Origin of the sequence: Bacillus sp. SIMBA_074, from assembly GCF_046534555.1 — a bacterium.
GTDB classification, from domain to species: domain Bacteria; phylum Bacillota; class Bacilli; order Bacillales; family Bacillaceae_G; genus Bacillus_A; species Bacillus_A mycoides.
In genome coordinates this window covers 1-238 of record NZ_JAWRYM010001189.1, presented here as the reverse complement: position 1 = coordinate 238, position 238 = coordinate 1, and the positions used below count along the sequence as shown (strand labels likewise).

Below are 238 nucleotides of genomic sequence, written 5' to 3'. Positions count from 1 at the left end.
GTCGACACGCGCTGCCTGATCGACAACGATCAACAGCGCGGCGACCGCGGGTCTCGCGACTCCGAGCTGAGGGTGAACGACGACGGTTCCGTCGATCTGCATTTCGGGCCGACCGCTCCTGACATGGGCGAATCGAACTGGGTGCAGACCATCCCCGGGCGACACTGGTTCTCGTACTTCCGCTTCTACGGCCCGCTCGAGCGGTACTTCGACCGCAGCTGGAAGCTGGGTGACATCA

1 protein-coding gene is annotated in these 238 nt (G+C 63.9%); it reads left to right on the top strand.

Annotated elements, in window-relative coordinates; genetic code table 11:
* Positions 1–15: 15 nt before the first annotated feature.
* On the top strand, positions 16–238 hold a 223-nt coding region (locus tag SB773_RS34485), incomplete at its 3' end, for a DUF1214 domain-containing protein (protein ID WP_410595033.1).